This window comes from Tsukamurella sp. DT100, from assembly GCF_049844855.1.
GTDB lineage: Bacteria > Actinomycetota > Actinomycetes > Mycobacteriales > Mycobacteriaceae > Tsukamurella.
Map to the genome: position 1 here is coordinate 461,297 of NZ_JBNCLV010000003.1, position 16,297 is coordinate 477,593.

Genomic DNA, 16,297 nt, shown 5'->3' on the forward strand with positions numbered 1-16,297 from the left:
GGGACACCGGAGAACCGCTGCCGCTACCGAGCTGCAGGTGCCGCTCCCGCGGCGGAGTTCCAACCATCCTTTAACGAGAACGAGGCTTACCACCGTGGCACAGGAAGTGCTTACCGACCTCACGAAGGTCCGCAACATCGGCATCATGGCGCATATCGATGCCGGTAAGACCACCACTACCGAGCGCATCCTCTTCTACACCGGTGTGAACTACAAGATCGGTGAGACCCACGACGGTGCCTCGACCACCGACTGGATGGAGCAGGAGAAGGAGCGTGGTATCACCATCACCTCCGCCGCCGTGACCTGCTTCTGGAACGGCAACCAGATCAACATCATCGACACCCCCGGGCACGTCGACTTCACCGTCGAGGTGGAGCGTTCGCTCCGCGTGCTCGACGGCGCCGTGGCCGTCTTCGACGGCAAGGAGGGCGTCGAGCCCCAGTCGGAGCAGGTCTGGCGTCAGGCCGAGAAGTACGACGTCCCGCGTATCTGCTTCGTCAACAAGATGGACAAGCTGGGCGCCGACTTCTACTTCACCGTGCGCACCATTGAGGAGCGCCTCGGCGCGAAGCCCCTCGTCCTGCAGCTGCCGATCGGCGCCGAGGATGCCTTCGACGGCGTCGTCGACCTCATCGAGCAGAAGGCCATCACCTGGCGCGGCGTCGTGCCGACCGGTGCTGAGCCGACCATCGAGGAGATCCCCGCCGATCTCGTCGACAAGGCCGCCGAGTACCGCGAGAAGCTGCTCGAGACCGTCGCCGAGTCCGACGAGGCTCTGATGGAGAAGTACTTCGCCGGCGAGGAGCTCTCGATCGAGGAGATCAAGGGCGCCATCCGCAAGCTCACCGTCTCGCGCGAGCTCTACCCCGTGCTGTGCGGCTCGGCGTTCAAGAACAAGGGCGTGCAGCCCATGCTCGACGCCGTGATCGACTACCTCCCCAGCCCGCTCGACGTCCCCTCCATCGAGGGTCACGCCGTGGGCGACGAGGAGAAGATCATCTCGCGCAAGCCCAGCAAGGACGAGCCCTTCTCGGCCCTGGCCTTCAAGATCGCCGCGCACCCCTTCTTCGGCAAGCTGACGTTCGTCCGCGTGTACTCGGGTCACATCGACTCGGGCACCGGCGTGCTCAACGCCACGAAGGGCAACAAGGAGCGCATCGGCAAGCTCTTCCAGATGCACGCCAACAAGGAGATGCCCGTCGAGGATGCGACCGCCGGTCACATCTACGCGATGATCGGTCTCAAGAACACCACCACCGGTGACACCCTGTGCGACCCGGCGAACCCCATCGTCCTCGAGTCGATGACGTTCCCGGACCCGGTCATCAACGTCTCGATCGAGCCGAAGACCAAGTCCGACCAGGAGAAGCTGGGCGTCGCGATCCAGAAGCTCGCCGAGGAGGACCCCACCTTCTCCGTCGAGCTCGACGATCAGACCGGCCAGACCGTCATCGGCGGCATGGGCGAGCTGCACCTCGACATCCTCGTCGACCGCATGCGTCGCGAGTTCAAGGTCGAGGCCAACGTCGGCAAGCCGCAGGTGGCGTACCGCGAGACGATCCGCAAGACCGTCGACAAGCACGAGTACACCCACAAGAAGCAGACGGGTGGCTCCGGCCAGTTCGCGCGCGTCATCATCAAGCTCGAGCCGCTCACGGAGGCCGAGGACGGCGTCACCTACGAGTTCGTGAACGCCGTCACCGGTGGTCGCGTGCCGAAGGAGTACATCCCCTCGGTCGACGCCGGTGCGCAGGACGCGCTGCAGTACGGCGTGCTCGCGGGCTACCCGATGGTCAACGTCAAGGTGTCGCTGCTCGACGGCGCGTACCACGACGTCGACTCGTCCGAGATGGCGTTCAAGATCGCCGGCGCGCAGGCCTTCAAGGAGGCCGCGCGCATGGCCGGTCCCGTCATCCTCGAGCCCATCATGGCTGTCGAGGTCACGACCCCCGAGGATTACATGGGTGACGTGATCGGCGACCTCAACTCCCGCCGTGGCCAGATCCAGGCCATGGAGGAACGCAGTGGTGCCCGTGTCGTCAAGGCGCAGGTCCCGCTGTCGGAGATGTTCGGCTACATCGGCGACCTCCGGTCGCGGACCCAGGGCCGGGCTAACTACTCCATGGTCTTCGACTCGTACGCCGAGGTTCCGGCGAACGTGGCGAAGGAGATCATCGCGAAGGTGAACGGGGAGTAATTCTCCCCGCTCTCCGGAGCGTGACGCCACAGAACAATTCCGCGGCGTCGAACAACTGAAGTAAATACACCCGCTTGTGGGGCAACCGGCCTCTCAAGCACCTACGTCCAGGAGGACATCAAGTGGCGAAGGCGAAGTTCGAGCGGACGAAGCCGCACGTGAACATCGGCACCATCGGTCACGTCGACCACGGCAAGACCACCCTGACGGCTGCCATCACCAAGGTTCTGGCCGAGAAGTACCCGGACCTGAACGAGGCCTCGGCCTTCGATCAGATCGACAAGGCGCCGGAGGAGAAGGCTCGTGGTATCACGATCAACATCTCCCACGTCGAGTACCAGACGGAGAAGCGTCACTACGCTCACGTCGACGCTCCCGGTCACGCCGACTACATCAAGAACATGATCACCGGTGCGGCCCAGATGGACGGCGCGATCCTGGTCGTGGCCGCCACCGACGGCCCGATGCCCCAGACGCGTGAGCACGTGCTGCTCGCCCGCCAGGTCGGCGTGCCCTACATCCTGGTCGCCCTGAACAAGTGCGACATGGTCGACGACGAGGAGATCCTCGAGCTCGTCGAGATGGAGGTCCGCGAGCTGCTGGGTTCGCAGGAGTTCGACGAGGACGCCCCCGTCGTCCGCGTTTCGGGCTACCAGGCGCTGCAGGGCGACCCCAAGTGGACCGAGTCGATCCTCGAGCTGATGAACGCGGTCGACACCGCGATCCCGGATCCCGAGCGTGAGACCGACAAGCCCTTCCTCATGCCCGTCGAGGACGTCTTCACGATCACCGGTCGTGGCACCGTCGTCACCGGTCGTGTCGAGCGCGGCATCGTCAACGTCAACGAGGAGGTCGAGATCGTCGGCATCCGCGAGAAGTCGACGAAGACCACCGTCACCGGCATCGAGATGTTCCGCAAGCTGCTGGACTCGGGCCAGGCGGGCGACAACGTCGGCCTGCTGGTCCGTGGTCTCAAGCGTGAGGACGTCGAGCGCGGCCAGGTCGTCGTGAAGCCCGGCACCACCACTCCCCACAAGGAGTTCGAGGGCCAGGCGTACATCCTGTCGAAGGACGAGGGCGGCCGTCACACCCCGTTCTTCAACAACTACCGCCCGCAGTTCTACTTCCGTACCACGGACGTGACCGGCGTCGTGACCCTCCCCGAGGGCACCGAGATGGTCATGCCCGGCGACAACACCGAGATGAGCGTCAAGCTCATCCAGCCGGTCGCCATGGACGAGGGCCTGCGCTTCGCGATCCGCGAGGGTGGCCGCACCGTCGGTGCCGGCCGCGTCACCAAGATCATCGCCTGATCTTCGGTAACCAGCCGTGAACGGCGCCTCTCCCTTCGGGGAGGGGCGCCGTTCCGCGTTCCGGGCTTCTCGGGTTCGCGCCCCGGCGTTCGCGCGATCGGCGATAATCGCCACGACACGTGGGTCGGGCCCACCGGAGGCGAGGAGCGAGACGATGCCGAAGCTGATGAGGGCGGTGGCGGCCGCGGCCGTGGCGCTGGGGTGCGCCGCGCTGGTGCAGGCGCCCGCGCAGGCCGACGGCCGGCTCGACGAGGGCCGGTTCGTCGTGGCCTCGAAGAACCTCCACGACTTCACCAAGCCGTTCGGCGATCGGACCACGGACGCCCAGATGGTCCGGTTCGGCTACCGGGCGTGCGCCGCGCTCGACCGGAACCCGGGGAGCACCGCCGGGGCGACGCGCGCGCTCTACAACGACGAGCGGGCGTACCCGCTGTGGGAGCGGCAGCAGCTCGTCTTCTACGCGGCGCAGTACCTGTGCGTCCGCCACTGGGACCGGTACAAGACGTACCCCTGATGGCCGCTCAGCGCGCCAGGTAGCGCGCGAAGGTCCAGCCGTAGATCGCGGACTCCAGGTCGTGCCGGGCCGCGGCGATCGTGACCTCCACCAGCGCGCGCTCGACGAGCCGGGACCGGAGCGCCGCACCGTCGGGCGGGCCGCCGCCGGCGGTCAGCGACCGCGGCGGGGTGCGCGCCAGGTTCAGCGCATCGGCGAGGGCGTCCTGGTCGAGCAGCAGCTGATCGCCCACCGCCGCGGGCACGTCCCGGCCGGCGGCGAGGTACCGTCGCGCCTCCGCGCGGGCCTCGTCGACGCCGATCGCGTACTCGGGCTCGACGGTGATCCGCTCCAGGTCGCGGAGGAGGGCGCGGGCCTGGCGATCGGCCTCGTCGGGGTACAGGGTGCGGATGTGCGCGACGCGGGCGGGGGAGGCGACGGCCTCGAAGCGCGTGACCCGGTACGGCAGTACCTGCCCGGGATGGCGCTCGCCGACGAGCTTCCACGGGCCGTTCGGGATGTGGTGCGCCCGGCTGGGGTGGGTGGTGGCGACCGCGTGGATCGTGTAGCCCTCGGCCTCCGCGAACTCCACCAGCTGCCGCACGGGATCGTCGACGGTGGCCCACGCGGCCGCCGTGGGGACGTTCCACAGCACGCGCACGCCCGCGGGGACGATGGTGCCGAGCGGCAGCCAGCCGGCGTCGGTGGTGGTCACGACGAGCAGCGGCTCGGGTCCGCGCGTGAGGTAGGCGGCGGCCCAGTTCAGGCCCGACTCCGGCAGGTGCGGACCGCCGCGGAGCGACCCGAGGATCGACGCGATGACGGCTCGGACCTGATGGACGGCAGGGTTTTCCGGCGGCACGCCCTCGGGCACCGGGCGGCGCACGATCGGTACGGGGATCAGTAGCGGAAGGTCGATGACACCCTCCTCGTGCGACCGTCGTAGTGCGATCGCAAGTCTATCGGATGCCCTGACGGGTCGCCGGTGGGAGGAGGTGACGGTCGCCACGCGCCCGCCCGGTACGTCGACGGCCCGGCGATCCCTGTCGGGTTCGCCGGGCCGTCGCGCGGTTCCGCTATCCGCTCTTGCGGCGGAACTGCTGCTGGTGGCTCTCCGACCCGTGCGGGGTCGCGGGCTTCGCGGACCCGTCCAGGTGGGCGGAACCCTTGCGGTTCGACGCGTTCTTGCGTTCGAGTGCTTCCTTGAACTTGTCGGCGATACCGTCGTCGGTCATGGGGTCTCCTCTGGTCGGCGTGCGTTCACGCTAAACCGGACCGGGGCGGATGTCATCCGATTTGCCGCGAATCCGTTCGCAGGGGGAAGGATGGGGGATATGAGCATGTACGTGGTGACGGGTGCGGCGTCGGGTCTCGGCGCGGCGACGGCGGAGCGGCTGCATGCCGCCGGGCACGGCGTGATCGGCGTCGACCTGCGCGGGACCGACGTCGAGGCCGATCTCGGGACGCCCGGGGGCCGGTTCGAGGCCGTCGCGCGGATCGGCGAGCTGGTGGGTTCCGCGCCGCTCGCCGGCTTCGCCGCGTTCGCCGGGCTGGGGCCGGCCGCGGGCCGTTCGGGCGCGTCGGTCGTCGCGGTGAACTACTTCGGGGCGGTCGACCTGCTGGTGGGGCTGCGGCCCCTGCTCGCCCGCGGGCCGTCGGCGGCGCTGCTGGTGAGCTCGAACTCCACGACCACGCAGCCGGGCTGGCCGCTGGAGCTGGCCGAGATGTGCCTCGACGGCGACGAGCACGCCGCTTCCGACCTCGCCGACTCCTACGGCGAGTACGCCTCGATCCTGGCCTACCCGGCGACGAAGGCCGCGCTGGCCTACTACGTGCGCACGCACGCCGCCGAGTACGTGCGGCAGGGCATCCGCCTCAACGCCATCGCGCCGGGGCTCATCGACACCCCGATGACGCAGGCCGGGCGCGCCGATCCGCAACTCGGCGCCGCGATGGACGCCTTCCTCGAGCTGATCCCCGCGGGCCGCGCCGGGCGGCCGGAGGAGATCGCCGCGCTGGCGCAGTTCCTGCTCGGCCCCGAGTCCGGGTACTGCGTCGGTTCCGTCGTCTTCGCCGACGGTGGCCTCGACGCCCAGCAGCGCCCAACGGACTGGCCGCGGCCCGCGTCGCCGCCGGAGGCGCCCGAGGCGTAGCTCAGAACAGGATCACCTGGCGGAGACCGGCTTCCTGCTCCACAGTGCCGCCCCGAGCGTGATCAGCAGACTCAGGGCGACGAAGCCGGAGCCCGCGAGGAATGCGCGATCCATGCCCGAGATCAAGTCCGGCACCGTCGTCGTCGCACCCTCGCCGGAGCTGATTCCGGAGATCGCGATGAGCACAGCGAGGCCGAGCGCTACGCCGCCGGCCTGCTGCGCCGTCTGCATCAGGCCCGCGGCCGCGCCCGCATCGGAGGCGGGGACGCCCGAGAGGATGCGGCTGGTGAAGGGCATGAAGGCGAGCCCGCCGCCGATGCCGAGCAGGAGTGTGGGGACGAACACGGCGGCCCAGTAGCCGCTGCTCGTGGTGAGTTGTGCAAGCTGGAAGTGCCCCACGGCCAGCAGGATCGTGCCGACGACCGCGACCGGCGCGGGCCCGAATCGGTTCACCAGGCGCGGCGAGATCCGGGAGACGCCGAAGATGCCCAGCGTCAGTGGGAGGAAGGCGACGCCCGTCAGGAACGCGGAATAGCCGTGTACCACCTGGAGGAACTGCACCAGGAAGAAGAACGCGGTCATCTGCGGGCCCACGATGAGCACGAACCCGACCAGTGCGGCCACCCGGTGGGGATCCCGGAGCAGGCGGAACGCGAACAGCGGGTGATCGGTGCGACGTTCGACGACGCAGAGCGTGGCCAGGGCGATCACTGCTACGCCGAACGCCGCCACGGTGCGCGGCGCGATGCCGCTCTCGGGGAGCCAGACGAAGCCGGCGACGAGCGATGTCATGCCGATGGTCGCGGCGAGCGCGCCGGGCACGTCGAAGGGCTCGCGTCGACGGGGCGTTCTCGGGAGCAGCCGGGATCCGAGGATCAGCGCGGCGATCCCGATCGGCACGTTGATGAAGAAGGCCCAGCGCCAGGACGCCCACGAGGTGAGGGCGCCGCCGAGGAGCAGGCCGACCGAGCCGCCGCCGGAGCTGACCGCCGCGAACAGGCCGAGCGCGCGGTTGCGCGCGGCGCCCTCCGGCTGTGACCGGGTGAGCAGGGCCAGCGCCGCCGGCGCGGCGATCGCCGCACCCACGCCCTGCACCGCGCGGGCGGCGACCAGCCAGACGCCCGTCAGGGCGAACCCGCCGAGCACTGAGCCGATGAGGAAGACGACGAGCCCGCCGAGGAAGGTTCGCCGGTAGCCGAGCACGTCGCCGAGACGCCCGCCCAGCAGGAGCAGCCCGCCGAACGCCAGGGTGTAGGCGTTGAGTACCCACGACAGGTCGGCGGCGGAGAAGCCGAACGCGCTGTGCACGATCGGTAGCGCGACGTTCACGACGGTGGCGTCCAGCACGAGCATGAGCTGGACGGTGAGGATGACGGAGAGGATGAGGCCGGGGCGCGCAGGCGCTCCTGGTCGGTCCGGGAGAGCCGATGCGGTGATCGTCGACATGAAGTGTGTCCTGATTCACTGGTGATGGCGGGTCGATGGTCCCCGGTTCTCGGCCGAGGGGCTACGATGTGGAGAGCGGCTCCGGTTTTTCGGAGATGAATCGGCGAATCGGAGGCCCTCTCCGGTTACGCTACGGAGGCAGTCTCCGGTTTGCAAGGGGTGTGAGCGAAGTGTCCGAAAGGTCGGTATCGGTCGGCGGTGCGCCACGGGTCGAGGCGCCGCGCCCGCTGCGTGCGGACGCACAGCGCAACCGCGACAAGATCCTCGCGGTCGCCCGCGAGGCGTTCGGTGATCGCGGAGCCGATGCGTCTCTCGATGAGATCGCCAAAGCCGCGGGCGTCGGGCCGGGCACCCTGTACCGGCACTTCCCGACCCGCGCGCATCTGCATCGCGCAGTCCTGGACGACTGGCAGGTGGAGGTCGCCGCCGACGGGGAGCGGCTGATCGCCCTCGCCGACGTCGAACCGGAGCGCGCCCTCTCCGAGTGGGCGCACAGCCACTACGAGCACAAGTCGTTCTTCCGCGGCCTGCACGCTCGCCTGCTCGCCGACGCGGACGACGACGACACCTCGGTCCTCTACAGCTGCAAGACCGCACTCGGCTCCGCCGGCGAGGGTGTCCTCGAGCGCGCGCGGGCCGCCGGCCTCGTGCGCCCCGAGATCGGCTACCGCACCGTGTCGCAGCTGATCAGCGGTATCGGCATGGTCGCCGAGCAGGTGCCGGACGGCATCGACGTCGCCGGTCAGATCGGCATCGTCCTGGCCGGCATCCGGCCCGCGACCTAGGCGTCAGAAGCGGATCACCTGGCGGACGGCGGCACCGTCGGCCAGGGAGTCCATACCCTCGTTGATCTGCTCCAGCGTGATGACGCCGCTGATCAGCTTCTCGACCGGCAGGCGGCCGGCGCGCCACATCTCGACGTACCGCGGGATGTCGCGCTGCGGGACGGCGGAGCCGAGGTAGCTGCCGATGATGGTGCGGGCCTCGGCGGTGAGCACGAGCGGGCTGATCTCGGACCGCGCAGCGGGATTCGGCAGCCCGACGGTCACCGTCCGGCCGCCGACAGCGGTCGCCGCCACCGCGGATTCGAAGGCCTTCGGGTGGCCCGCCGCCTCGATCACGACGGGCGCGCGCACGCCGGCCTCGGCGAGTTCCGCAGGGGTGTAGGCGGCGTCGGCGCCGAGGGCGCGCACCTGCTCCAGCTTCGCGGGCTGCGCGTCGACGCCGATCACGCGGCCGACGGCACCGTCGGCCTGCAGGGACAGGGCGGTGAGGACGGCGGCCATGCCGACCCCGCCCAGGCCGACGACGATCACGTCGTCGCCGTTCGACGGTGCGCCGGCGTTGAGCACCGCACCGCCGCCGGTGAGCACGGCGCAGCCGAGGACGGCCGCGATCTCCGGCGGCACATCGGCATCCACGCGGGTGACGGAGCGGGCGTCCACCACGGTGTGCGTCGCGAAGCCGGACACCCCGAGGTGGTGGTGCACCTCCGCGCCGTCGCGCGACAGTCGCCGGCCGCCGCCCAGCAGCTCGCCGGCGTTGTTGGCGACGCTGCCCGGCGTGCACGGAAGCTGGCCGTCGGTGCGGCAATTGGCGCACTCGCCGCAGCGGGGGAGGAAGGCCATGACCACGCGGTCGCCGACCGCGACGCCCTCGGTACCGGGCCCCAGCGCCTCGACGATGCCGGCCGCCTCGTGGCCCAGCAGCATCGGCACGGGGCGGACGCGGTTGCCGTCGACCACCGACAGGTCCGAATGGCACAGGCCCGCGGCCTCGATGCGGACCAGCAGCTCGCCGGGGCCCGGCGGCGCGAGCTCGAGCTCGCCCACCGAGATCGGCTGCGACTGCGCGTACGGACGCGCGCGCCCGATCTCCTCCAGCACCGCTCCGCGGATCCGCATCAGTACTCGACCTCCAACTCCGGCGACGTCGGCTTCGCCTGGCACCCCAGAATGTAGCCGTCCTCGGCGTCGTCGGGGTCGAGTCCGTCGGTCACCGCCATCGCGACGGTGCCCTTCGTCAGCTTGCACAGGCACGTGGCGCACTCGCCCGATTGGCAGGAGTACGGCACGTCGTGGCCGTTGTTGATGAGCACGTCCACCAGCGACTCGCCCTCCGGCCACGGCACGGTGAAGCTCGCGCCCAGGTTGTGGACGGTGACCTGCGGCGAGTCCGCGGTGACCTCCACCTCGTGGGGCACGATGTCGGCGAAGGCGTCGCCGGTGAGCGAGGCGTAGATCTCCTGGTGCACCTGCTCGCGCGGGGTGCCGATCACCCTGGCGGCCTCCTTGCAGGCGGCCATGAACTCGTCGCGGCCGCACAGGTAGGTCGCGCGCGAGTGGTACGGCGTGAGCAGCGCGGACAGCATGTCGGCGTCGGGGATGCCCCGCTCGGACTCCATCCACCAGATCACCGTGAGCCGTTCGTGTTCCGCCTCCAGTCGCGCGATCTCCGCGCGGAAGATCGTGGCCTCCGGGTCGGCGTTGGCGTACAGCAGCGTGACCGGCTGCGTGCCGGCCTTGAGTGCGGCCGCCAGGATCGACATGATCGGCGTGATGCCGCTGCCCGCCGCGAGCAGCAGCAGCGGCACGTCGAGGCTCTCCGGCACGAAGACGCCCGACGGCGGCAGGACCTCGAGCTCGTCGCCCGCGGTGACGTTGTCGCAGAGCCAGTTCGAGGCGTACCCGTCGACGGTCCGCTTGACGGTCACGCCGGGCTTCGCGTCGTCGAACGGGGAGGTGTACAGCGAGTAGGAGCGGGCGACCGACCCGGTGCGCTCCGACGGGACGCGGACGGTGACGAACTGGCCCGGCCGGTAGTCCCACTCCGCATCGAAGACGAAGGACTTCGCGAGCGCCGTCTCGTCGATCACCTCGGTCACGGTGACGATCTGGCTGCGGCTCGAATGGGGGGTGAGGCTCATGCGTCCAGGTTATCGGCCGAGCGTGCGGTGGATTCTGCCCGCCCAGCGGGCACTATCGACCGCACGGGCCGGGAGAGTGCGGACTCAGCGTTCCCACAGCGGCCGTGACTACCGTGCACCGGGTGGATCCCGCCCTTCCCGACGCCCTCGCCCACGCCTGGGACCGCGTCGTCGCCGACGTGGCCGACCGCCAGCCCGCGCCGAGCACCGCCGTCCTGGTGGGCACGGCCGTCGCGGCCCTCGTCCTGGTCCTGTGGCGGCCGGCGTGGCGCCGGGCGAGGCACGTGGTGACCATCGCCCACGAGGGCGGCCACGCCGTGACCGCCGTGCTCTGCGGACGCCGGCTCAGCGGCGTCCGCTTGCACTCCGACACCTCCGGACTCACCGTCTCCCGCGGGCGACCCCGCGGGCCCGGCATGGTCGCCACGTTCGCGGCCGGCTACCCGGCGCCGACGGTGATCGGCCTGGTCGCCGCCGTCCTGCTCTCCCGCGGCTACGCCCTGGCCGCGCTGTGGGCCGCGGTGCTCCTGCTGGCGCTGCTGCTCCTGCAGATCCGCAACTTCTTCGGCCTGTACGTGGTGCTCCTCGCCGCCGCGGTCGTGGTCGCCGTCTCCTGGTGGGCGGCCCCGGACGCGAAGGTCGCGCTGGCCCACGTGGGTACCTGGTTCCTCCTCTTCGGGGCGCCGCGCGCTGTCGCCGAGCTGCAGTCCCTGCGCCGTCGCGGGCGGGGCCAGGAGAGCGACGCCGACCAGCTGGCCCGGCTGACCAGGATCCCCGGCGGCGTGTGGGTGGCGCTGTTCGCGGCGACGACCGTCGGGGGAGCGGTGCTGGGCGTCGTGCTGCTGGCCGCGCGGGCGGGCGCGACTCCGCCCTGAGTAGGAGGCGGCGGGATGCGCCCGGTTCTACACTGACGTAGATTTCAACTGACGTTCCGTTCACAAAAAGGGCAGTGGACGATGGAGGGACTGGACATGACGCACGACGTGATCATCGTCGGCGCGGGGTTCGGCGGCATGGGTGCCGCGATCGAACTCCTCGGCCGCGGTCGCAACGACATCCTCATCCTCGAGCGCGAGGAGGACCTGGGCGGGACGTGGCACGTCAACCACTACCCGGGCCTCGCGGTCGACATCGCCTCGGTGACCTACTCGTACTCCTTCGAGCCCAACCCGAATTGGTCGCGGCTGTACGCGCCCGGCTCCGAGCTCAAGGCCTATGCGAGCAGGGTCGCCGACAAGTACGGGCTGCGGCCGCTGATGCGCTTCGGCGTCGACGTCACCGGCGCCGTCTGGGATCCGCAGGCCGCCGAGTGGGAGGTCACCGTCGTCCGCGACGGCGGCCTCGAACAGAAGCTCCGCACCCGCTACCTCATCACCGCGACCGGCTTCCTCAGCCAGCCCAAGCTCCCCGACATCGAGGGCATCGACGACTTCGCCGGCACCGTCATCCACAGCGCGAAGTGGGACGACGACGCCGACCTCGCCGGGCAGCGGATCGGGATCATCGGCACCGGCGCGACCGGCGTGCAGCTGGTCCCGGAGCTGGCGAAGGTCGCGGGGCACCTCACCGTCTTCCAGCGCACCCCGATCTGGGTGGTGCCCAAGGTCGACTTCGAGGTTCCCGGCCCGGTGAAGGCCCTGTTCGGCCGGCTCCCCGTGACGCAGCGCGCGGCGCGGCTCGCGAACTCGACGGCGCTCGAGGTGCTCAGCACCGTCGGCGTGCTCAACTACAAGTACGGGCACCGCTTCAACGACGTCGCGGCGCTGCTCGCCAAGGCGCACCTGCGCGCGCAGGTCCCGGACCCGGAGACGCGGGCGGCGCTCACCCCGTCGTACTCCTTCGGCTGCAAGCGGCCCACCTTCTCCAACACCTACTTCCCGACCTTCAGCCGCGACAACGTGACCCTCGAGGCCTCGTCCATCGCCCGTGTGCTGCCGCACGGCATCGAGATGGCCGACGGCACCGTCCACGAGCTCGACACCCTCGTGCTCGCCACGGGGTTCTCGCTGTGGGAGAAGAACTTCCCCGCGATCGACGTGACCGGCCGGGACGGGCGGAACCTCGGCGAGTTCTGGCGCGAGGGGCGCTTCCAGGCCTACGAGGGCATGGCAGTGCCGAAGTTCCCCAACTTCTTCAGCCTGCACAGCCCGTACAGCTACACGGGCCTGAGCTACTTCTGGACCATCGAGGCGCAGATGGTGCACCTGCGCCGCGTCTTCGACGAGATCGACCGGACCGGCGCGCGCACCGTCGAGGTGACGGAGCAGGCGAACGCGAAGTTCCTGGAGACGATGTCGTCGCGGCTGGGGCGGTCCGTCTTCCAGCTGGGCGCGTGCGAGGGCAGCCGCAGTTACTACTTCGACCCGCACGGCGAGGCGACGCTGCTGCGGCCGAGCTCCGTGATCGGCGCCCGCCGCGACGCCCGCACCTTCCCGATCGAGGACTACGCCTTCGCCTGATCCAGCAGCGCGATCACGGCGTCGGCGGCCTTCGCCGGTGCGCCGGACTTCGCGGGCGCCAGGTCGTGCGCGGCCGCGACCTCGACGGTGGTGGTGGGGCCGGCGATGAGCGCCGCGGCCTCCGCCATCTCCTCCGGCGAGGCGAAGGGGTCGCGCCGGCCGTGCACGAGCACCGTCGGGACGGCGATGTCCGGCAGGTGCGCCGTGCGGGCCTTCTCCGGCCGCCCGGGCGGGTGCAGCGGGTAGGACAGGAGGAGAAGGCCGTCGGGCCGCTCCGGTCCCTCCGCGACGGCCATCGACGCCATCCGCCCGCCGTAGCTGTGCCCGCCCCACAGGATCGGGCCGTCGAGCTCCAGGAGCCGGGCGGTCTCCGCGAACGAGGCCCGGTCGGCCGCCTGGCCCGACGGTGACGGCGGCCCCTTCGGCCGCAGCCGCCGGAACGGGAGGTCGATGCGGACGGTGCGGACGCCGCGCTGCGCGAGTTCCTCGCCGAGCAGCCGCAGCATCGCCTGGTCGCGGTTGCCGCCCGCGCCGTGCGCGAGCACGAGATTCGCTCGCACGTCACCGTCGGGGTCGTGAATCGAGAGCCAGGTCACCCGCCCAGCCTACGGGCAAGTTAACGTGCATTCATGACTGATTCGAAGCAGGGTCCCCTCGCGGGACTGAAGGTGGTCGAGTTCGCAGGTCTCGGCCCCGCCCCGCACGCCGCGATGCTCCTCGCCGACCAGGGCGCCGACGTCGTCTCGGTGCAGCGCCCCGGCATCGGCGTGAACGGCATCACGGGCACGCCATCGGGCGTCAAGCGCGGCCGCACCATCGTCGAGGCCGACCTGAAGAACCCCGCCGACATCGCCACCATCCTCGAGCTCATCGACCGCGCGGACGTGATCGTCGAGGGCTTCCGCCCCGGCGTCATGGAGCGCCTGGGCCTCGGCCCCGACGTGGTGCTCGAGCGCAACCCCCGCATCGTCTTCGCCCGGATGACCGGCTGGGGCCAGGACGGCCCGTTCGCGCAGCGCGCCGGCCACGACATGAACTACATCTCCCTCACCGGCCTGCTGCACGCCATCGGCCGCAAGGGCGAGCGTCCCGTGCCGCCGCTCAACCTCGTCGGCGACTTCGCCGGCGGCTCGATGTTCCTCGTCTTCGGCGTGCTCGCGGCGCTCTACGAGCGCAACACGTCCGGCAAGGGGCAGGTCATCGACGTCGCCATGGTCGACGGTGCCTCCCTCATCGGGCAGATGCAGTGGGACTTCCGGGGCCAGGGCATCTGGAGCGACGAGCGCGGCGTGAACACCCTCGACGGCGGCGCGCCCTTCTACGACACCTACGAGACCTCCGACGGCAAGTACGTCTCCGTCGGCGCGATCGAGCCGCAGTTCTTCGCCGAGCTGCTCGACAAGCTGGGCCTCAAGCAGGAGGACCTGCCCTACCAGCTCGATCAGGCCCGCTGGCCCGAGCTGCGCGCCGCCCTGGAGGCCGCGCTGAAGACGAAGACCCGCGACGAATGGGCCGAGGTCTTCTTCGACTCCGACGCCTGTGTCGCGCCGATCCTCACCTTCGAGGAGGCCTCGAAGCACCCGCACATGGCCGCCCGGCAGAACCTGCAGGAGGTCGGGGGAGCGATGGCCCCGATGCCCGCGCCGCGCTTCTCGCGCACGCCCGCCGCGACGCCCGAGGCGCCGAACCCCGAGGCCGTCGACCCGGCGACGCTCTGGCGCTGATGCAGGCTTCCGAAACCGGCGGAAATCGCGGCCGCGCCGCGCTATTCGCGGCGCGATCGCAAATAACGCCGGTTTCGGGAGGTATGCCGGAAGCCGTCGGCGGTGGCCGCTAGGATTCGCGCATGTCGATGCAGGCCGGTGCAGAATTCGCCGGGTTCCGGGTGGTCCGCCGGCTGGGCGCGGGTGGCATGGGTGAGGTCTACCTCGTCGCGCACCCGCGGCTGCCGCGCGAGGAGGCGCTGAAGATCCTCCCGCAGGACCTCTCCACGGACGAGTCCTACCGCGTGCGGTTCAACCGCGAGGCGGACCTGGCGGCCACGCTGTTCCACCCGAACATCGTAGGCGTGCACGACCGCGGCGAGGCCGACGGCAAGCTGTGGCTGTCGATGGACTACGTCGCCGGCGTCGACCTCGACGCCCTGCTCCGCGACCGGCACCCGCGCGGGCTGCCCGTCGCCGACGTGGTCTCCGTCATCACCCAGGTCGCCTCCGCGCTCGACCACGCCCACGGCAAGGGCCTGATCCACCGCGACGTGAAGCCCGCGAACATCCTGCTCGCCGAGTCGGGCGCCGACGCGGGCGGCCGCGTCCTGCTCGCCGACTTCGGCATCGCCCGCCGCATGGACGACGACGCCGGCCTCACGGCCACGAACACCGCGGTGGGCACGGTGACCTACGCGGCGCCGGAGCAGTTGGCGGACGAGGCCGTCGACGGCCGCACCGACCAGTACGCCCTCGTCGCGACGGCGCTGACCCTGCTCACGGGCCGCAGCCCCTTCGCCGGCACCACGCCGGGCGCGGTGATCAGCCGGAAGATGCGCGGCGAGGTCCCGCGCGCCGCCGACACCGATCCGCGCCTCGCGCCGCTCGACCGGGCGCTGTCCACGGGCATGGCCGCCGACCCGGCCCGGCGGTTCCGCACCTGCGCCGAATTCGCCCGCGCCCTCGAGGCCGAGGCCGCGCACCTCGGATCCGGGCCAGTGTCGCGCGTGACGCCGCAGCCGCCGCGGGCGCCGCGGGCGCAGACCCCGCCGCCGGCCCCGCAGACTCTGCACACCCCGCCGCCGTACGGGCAGGCCCCGGCGCCCGCGGCGTACGGGCAGGCGTCGATGCCGGGTCCCGCGGTCGCGCAGCCGGGGCCGGGACCCGGGCCCTACGGCTCGCAGCCCTCGTTCCCGGCGTTCGGCGCCGCCCTGGTCCCGGCGAAGCTGCCCTGGCAGGCGATCATCGCCGCGATCGTCCTCATCCTGTGCGGGATCTTCGGCGTGCTGCTCGGGATCTCGGGATTCGCGGACCCGGAGATCGGCGTGCCGCTGGGCGTGCTCTGGGTGGTGAGTTCCCTCGCGGGCCTGGTCGGCGCCGGCCTGCTCTTCGCGAAGCGGACGCGCACGGCGCTGATCGTCGCGACCGCGTCGGCGGTGATCCTCGGCGCCACGTGCTCGGGCCTCATCGCGACCGTGCTGGTCCCGATCCTGCTGTGGGCGCCGAAACCTGTCCGGGCCTGGTACAGCGAGTAGCGCGCGGCGGACTCTCGGATTCCGTCCGAGATGGACAGCGTGTCCGAACCGGACAGAATTCGAGAG

General features: G+C 70.8%; 15 protein-coding genes. 9 read left to right on the forward strand and 6 right to left on the reverse strand.

The annotated features are described in order from the left end of the window. Window positions 1-94: 94 nt before the first annotated feature. The 3 genes from fusA (at window position 95) to ACLQ3K_RS09440 (ending at window position 4,027) form a co-directional block, all read left to right on the forward strand. Window positions 95-2,200 carry an elongation factor G gene (gene fusA / locus ACLQ3K_RS09430; RefSeq protein ID WP_224647327.1) on the forward strand — a complete coding sequence of 702 codons (2,106 nt, stop codon included), beginning with the start codon at window positions 95-97 and terminating at the stop codon, window positions 2,198-2,200. A 122-nt stretch (window positions 2,201-2,322) separates the two neighbouring features. Next, window positions 2,323-3,513, forward strand: a complete 1,191-nt coding sequence (tuf, locus tag ACLQ3K_RS09435; RefSeq protein ID WP_224647326.1) for an elongation factor Tu — start codon at window positions 2,323-2,325, stop codon at window positions 3,511-3,513. 154 nt (window positions 3,514-3,667) lie between these two features. Further along, entirely contained in the window at window positions 3,668-4,027 is a 360-nt protein-coding gene (locus ACLQ3K_RS09440) for a DUF732 domain-containing protein (RefSeq protein WP_224647325.1), read from the forward strand. Between the two features lie 7 nt (window positions 4,028-4,034). Here the strand turns inward: ACLQ3K_RS09440 and ACLQ3K_RS09445 are convergent, their stop codons facing one another. Together ACLQ3K_RS09445 and ACLQ3K_RS09450 are read right to left on the reverse strand one after the other, a co-directional pair. Next, window positions 4,035-4,892, reverse strand: a complete 858-nt coding sequence (locus tag ACLQ3K_RS09445; RefSeq protein ID WP_425998798.1) for a hypothetical protein — start codon at window positions 4,890-4,892, stop codon at window positions 4,035-4,037. Between the two features lie 190 nt (window positions 4,893-5,082). Further along, complete coding sequence (locus ACLQ3K_RS09450) at window positions 5,083-5,241, reverse strand: DUF5302 domain-containing protein (RefSeq protein WP_224647322.1); 159 nt, start codon at window positions 5,239-5,241, stop codon at window positions 5,083-5,085. Between the two features lie 99 nt (window positions 5,242-5,340). On the opposite strand from ACLQ3K_RS09450, the gene ACLQ3K_RS09455 reads away from it, so the two are divergent. Beyond that, entirely contained in the window at window positions 5,341-6,159 is an 819-nt protein-coding gene (locus ACLQ3K_RS09455; protein WP_425998800.1) for an SDR family oxidoreductase, read from the forward strand. A 12-nt stretch (window positions 6,160-6,171) separates the two neighbouring features. Here the strand turns inward: ACLQ3K_RS09455 and ACLQ3K_RS09460 are convergent, their stop codons facing one another. After that, window positions 6,172-7,605, reverse strand: a complete 1,434-nt coding sequence (locus ACLQ3K_RS09460) for an MFS transporter (protein ID WP_425998802.1) — start codon at window positions 7,603-7,605, stop codon at window positions 6,172-6,174. Between the two features lie 170 nt (window positions 7,606-7,775). Between ACLQ3K_RS09460 and ACLQ3K_RS09465 the strand changes: the two genes are divergently transcribed. After that, on the forward strand, window positions 7,776-8,390 hold the full coding sequence (locus ACLQ3K_RS09465; protein WP_425998804.1) for a TetR/AcrR family transcriptional regulator: 615 nt from the start codon (window positions 7,776-7,778) through the stop codon (window positions 8,388-8,390). Between the two features lie 3 nt (window positions 8,391-8,393). Here the strand turns inward: ACLQ3K_RS09465 and ACLQ3K_RS09470 are convergent, their stop codons facing one another. Together ACLQ3K_RS09470 and ACLQ3K_RS09475 are read right to left on the reverse strand one after the other, a co-directional pair. Continuing rightward, the gene (locus tag ACLQ3K_RS09470) at window positions 8,394-9,509 is read right to left on the reverse strand and encodes an alcohol dehydrogenase catalytic domain-containing protein (RefSeq protein ID WP_425998806.1); all 1,116 of its coding nucleotides are present in this window, start codon (window positions 9,507-9,509) and stop codon (window positions 8,394-8,396) included. Then, a complete protein-coding gene (locus ACLQ3K_RS09475) occupies window positions 9,509-10,531 on the reverse strand; it encodes a ferredoxin--NADP reductase (RefSeq protein WP_224647316.1) in 1,023 nt (340 codons plus the stop codon). The genes ACLQ3K_RS09470 and ACLQ3K_RS09475 overlap by 1 nt, the downstream gene beginning before the upstream one ends. A gap of 122 nt (window positions 10,532-10,653) precedes the next feature. Here ACLQ3K_RS09475 and ACLQ3K_RS09480 point away from each other — a divergent pair, with 122 nt between their 5' ends. Together ACLQ3K_RS09480 and ACLQ3K_RS09485 are read left to right on the forward strand one after the other, a co-directional pair. After that, window positions 10,654-11,406 (forward strand): M50 family metallopeptidase, encoded by a 753-nt coding sequence (locus ACLQ3K_RS09480; RefSeq protein ID WP_425998808.1) that lies wholly within the window; start codon window positions 10,654-10,656, stop codon window positions 11,404-11,406. Window positions 11,407-11,502: 96 nt separating this feature from the next. Continuing rightward, window positions 11,503-12,990 (forward strand): flavin-containing monooxygenase, encoded by a 1,488-nt coding sequence (locus ACLQ3K_RS09485; protein ID WP_425998810.1) that lies wholly within the window; start codon window positions 11,503-11,505, stop codon window positions 12,988-12,990. Here ACLQ3K_RS09485 and ACLQ3K_RS09490 read toward each other — a convergent pair. Then, window positions 12,975-13,586, reverse strand: coding sequence for an alpha/beta hydrolase family protein (locus tag ACLQ3K_RS09490; protein WP_224647313.1), 612 nt, complete (start codon window positions 13,584-13,586; stop codon window positions 12,975-12,977). The genes ACLQ3K_RS09485 and ACLQ3K_RS09490 overlap by 16 nt on opposite strands. A 33-nt stretch (window positions 13,587-13,619) precedes the next feature. On the opposite strand from ACLQ3K_RS09490, the gene ACLQ3K_RS09495 reads away from it, so the two are divergent. Further along, window positions 13,620-14,714: a CaiB/BaiF CoA transferase family protein gene (locus tag ACLQ3K_RS09495; RefSeq protein WP_224647312.1), complete on the forward strand. Its 1,095-nt coding sequence runs from the start codon at window positions 13,620-13,622 to the stop codon at window positions 14,712-14,714. Between the two features lie 122 nt (window positions 14,715-14,836). After that, window positions 14,837-16,231: a protein kinase domain-containing protein gene (locus ACLQ3K_RS09500; RefSeq protein WP_425998813.1), complete on the forward strand. Its 1,395-nt coding sequence runs from the start codon at window positions 14,837-14,839 to the stop codon at window positions 16,229-16,231. The last annotated feature ends 66 nt before the right edge of the window (window positions 16,232-16,297 follow it).